2 protein-coding genes and 1 pseudogene are annotated in these 3,694 nt (G+C 65.4%); 1 reads left to right on the top strand and 2 read right to left on the bottom strand.

Annotated elements, in window-relative coordinates; translation table 11 throughout:
- Window positions 1-647 (bottom strand): annotated as a pseudogene (locus tag ACIQ6O_RS14400) (hypothetical protein); the annotation flags it as partial.
- A 470-nt stretch (window positions 648-1,117) separates the two neighbouring features.
- On the opposite strand from ACIQ6O_RS14400, the gene ACIQ6O_RS14395 reads away from it, so the two are divergent.
- Window positions 1,118-2,086 carry an acyl-ACP desaturase gene (locus tag ACIQ6O_RS14395; RefSeq protein ID WP_396208473.1) on the top strand — a complete coding sequence of 323 codons (969 nt, stop codon included), beginning with the start codon at window positions 1,118-1,120 and terminating at the stop codon, window positions 2,084-2,086.
- Window positions 2,087-2,482: 396 nt separating this feature from the next.
- On the opposite strand, the gene ACIQ6O_RS14390 is transcribed toward ACIQ6O_RS14395, so the two are convergent.
- Window positions 2,483-3,517: a glycerophosphodiester phosphodiesterase family protein gene (locus ACIQ6O_RS14390; RefSeq protein ID WP_396208472.1), complete on the bottom strand. Its 1,035-nt coding sequence runs from the start codon at window positions 3,515-3,517 to the stop codon at window positions 2,483-2,485.
- Window positions 3,518-3,694 lie beyond the last annotated feature (177 nt).

Below are 3,694 nucleotides of genomic sequence, written 5' to 3'. Positions count from 1 at the left end.
GGCGAGTCATCCATCACGGGCACGTCACGCGGAATATCGATGATGAACGGGAGGTCGACCTTCGCTGCCGCCGGTACAGAGTCCAGCTGAGTGACGGTGGCCGGTTCCGCACGAGGCACGGCCTCCGCGAGCGGTTCGACCGCGACCGGTTCGGCCGTGGGCGGTTCGGCGATAGCCGGGTCGGCCGTGGCCGGTTCGACGTTGGCCGGTTCGGCGAAGGGCGTTCCGTCGGAGTCGAGCTCCGGCCTGTAGAGGAAGGCCCCTGCGAGTGGATCGGCGGATCGCGTGTCGTCCGCCTCACTCACGGGGATGTCCGCCTCGGGCTCGGGGGCCACCTCGACCTTCTTCGTCGTCTTGCGCGTCCGCTTACGCGGGGGGCTGCTGGCGGTCGACGCCTCATCCGACGGCGTGTCGGTCACCGGGGCCTTACGCGAGCGCCGACGCGCTGGCTTCACCGGCTCAGTCGTGAGCGCGTCCTCCGGGATCGGCGCCGGCGCGGCTTCGATGACCGGGAGGATGCTGGCGACGACAGCCGTCTCGACCGTGTCCTCTGTCGTAGCCGTAACGTCAGCAGTGGCGTCAGCCGTGGCGTCGGTGACCAATGCCAACGTCCCCGACAACGTCATCACGTTTTCGAGGGGTTTCACACTGCTCGCCTTCCGGCTGGTGCCGGTCTTTCTGCCACGCGAATTGCTAGCCATCGGAACGCTTACGGCCGCCTTGAGCTGATTGTTCGGGTCGGTGTCGAGGGGTCACCTTATAGACGATCGAATGCCACCGACGAAACGGCCGCGTGCGGCGCGACCACCGTACATCGCTCACGTCGTTCCAGTCGCGGTTCGTCACTTTGGGGCGAACTGGAAAACTCCGCAAAATTCGAAAATGTTTCAGTCAGCAACGCGCCACAAACAAGACATTATTAATTAATGAAACGTTATCTGTTGCTTTCTGATTCCGCACAACGATGTGTCGGCACCGTCCCGCGCGAACAGTCGACCTCTGTTGCGCGTTGACACTGATGACGGCTGGGGCATCGCGGCTGGGCGGCCGCGCATTGGTCCCCTGCGGGAGTTTCCGGTACGTTACCCGAACACGCCCCGCCCCCCATCAGGACTGCATGTTCATACCCGATAAAGAGACACTGGCGAAGGTCGAGGTGCTTAACGACCTCGAAAAGGACGTGGAGCAGCTCATGGAAGCGCACGAAGCCAAGCGCATCCTCTGGTTCCCGTCCGACATCCTCGCCCCAGAGCCGGACACCGACCCGGATCTATACGTGAAGCAGCTGCGCGAGCGCGCGCGCGGCATCAGCATGCCCGCTCGCGTGGCGCTGGCGCTGAACACGCTCACCGAAGAAGGGCTGCCCCACTTCCACCGCCTGATTGCCACCTACCTTGGCGGCGATACGTTCTGGGCCAAGTGGAACAACCTGTGGACGGCCGAGGAAGACCGGCACGGCGCCATCCTGCACGACTACGCCCACGACAGCCGGATTCTCGACAACCCGGTGCTCGAGCGCATGCAGTTCGAGTACCTCAAGGCCGGCTTCGAGCCCACGTGGGACAAGGATCCGTACCGCGTGTTCGTCTACACCTCGCTGCAGGAGCGGGCCACGCAGGTCAGTCACGCCAACACCGGCAAACTGGCGAGCGAGTACGAGCCGCTCATCGGCGTGGTCCTGAGCAACGTGGCCAAGGAAGAAGCGCGTCACTACGTCTTCTATCGCGAAATCTTCCAGCGCGTGCTCGAGCGTGATCCGAACAACGCGATGGTCTCGGCGAGCCTCGTCATGCCGAGCATCGACATGCCGGGTGTGAACATGCCGCACTTCCGCGAGATGGCCGACGTGATCCGTCGCGCCGGCATCTACGGCCCGCGCGAGTACATCCGCATTGTCGAGGACCTCGTCAAGTTCTGGGCGCTCGACAAGGTCGACGGACTGAACGAGATGGGCAAGAAGGCGCAGGACAAGATCATGGGCATCACGGCGCGCCTCGAGCGCATCGCCGACGCCATGGAGACACGCAGCAAGGCGAAGACGTTCCAGTTCAACGTCGCGTTCAACAAGGAATTCGCGATGGAGTGAAGAACGGGGCGGGGGCCAACGACGCAAGCCACTACGCGCGATCGACGACGCGTTGGCACAAACGCGTTGGCACCCACGCTCTGGCACGAACGCGTTGGCACTGACGCGAAGCAACGCCAGCGAACACGACGACAACAACGCGGCGACCGCCTCGGCCTTCGGCCGTTAGCGGTCGCTCGTTCGTTCCGGTGTTGGTGCCGGCGTAGTTGCCGGCGTAGTTGCCGGCGTAGTTGCCGGCGTATGTGCCCGCGCCACTGCGCGTTCGTGCCAACGCGTCCGTTCCAGAGCGTTTTTGCCAACGCGTCGGCGCCAACGCGTACCCGATCGCGCGTAGTCCCCCGCCTACCTGGCCAGCCCCGCCTACCTGGCCAGCCCCGCCTACCTGGCCAGCCCCGCCTACCGCGCCGCGCCGCGCCGTGCGCCGCGCACTCCCTCCACGACCACATCCGGAAAGTCCCCGAAGATGCCGTCGGCGCCGAGTCGCACGAGTTCGCGCACTTCGGCCACGGGATCACCGCCGTACCGCTTGGCGAGGAACACCGGCTCCGAGCGCGTGGTCCACACATGCACGGCGAGCCCGGCCGCGTGCGCGTCACGGATGAGCGATGTCGGCGCCGCCGCCGAATCCGCGCCCACCACGAGACGCTGATTCACGCCGACCCCATCGGCGAACGTCGCGATGTCGCGCAATCGCTCCGCCGACAATGGCGTACTCGTGAGATACACCAGCTTCACCGTGGTCTGTCCGCGCAGCGTTCGCAGATTGCCGTCCTCGAAGCTCTGGATGAACACCGGCGCCTTTCGATCATCGAGGGCCCGCGCCTTGAGCGCAGCGAGCAGCTTTTCCTCGAGCGGCAAGCCGATGGACCGGTGATAGGTGGGGTGCTTCGTCTCCGGGTACACGCCCACGACGCGCCCACGCGCACGCCCCAGCGAATCGGCCAGCGCCAGCACCTCGTCGAAGGTCGGAATCGCGAACTGGCCATCGTACGCGTGCGACCGGAACGGCAGCCGCTCCTTCGCCCGCAGGGTGCGCAGTTCGGCCAGGGTGAAATCCTCGGTGAACCATCCGGTCATCGTATCGCCATCGACGATCTTGCGGGTCTTCCGGTCGGGGAATTTCTGCGCGACATCGGTCGTGCCCCCGATCTCGTTCTCGTGCCGCGCGATGAGCACGCCGTCCTTCGTGCTCACGAGATCCGGCTCGATGAAGTCGGCGCCCATCTGCACCGCCAGCGTATACGCCGCCACCGTGTGCTCAGGGCGATGCCCACTCGCCCCACGATGGGCGATGACCACCGGACGATCGCTCGGAATCGGTGCGAGCCCCGGACGGGCACAGGAGGCGACCACGAGAAGGGCCGCCGCGAGGAGAGGTCTGATTCGCATGAGACGCGGGGACGTGAGGTGCCGACGGGTGTTCGTGGACATACCTGAGACTACATCACATCGCCCGTCCCCGAACCCCGCCCTGCCCTTTCGAGGCAACTCTTTACGCGTCCGTCACTTTACGCTGTTCCAGCGTCATCGACGCCCACCCGTTGACGCGGCCCCCTCCGACCGGCAGGATAGAGTCATGGTCCCGACCGCCCCTGAGACCCTGCTGGC

This window comes from Gemmatimonas sp. (assembly GCF_044345575.1).
Lineage (GTDB): Bacteria > Gemmatimonadota > Gemmatimonadetes > Gemmatimonadales > Gemmatimonadaceae > Gemmatimonas.
Note: the sequence above shows the minus strand (reverse complement) of the source record. Positions and strands in the feature narration are given on the sequence as shown.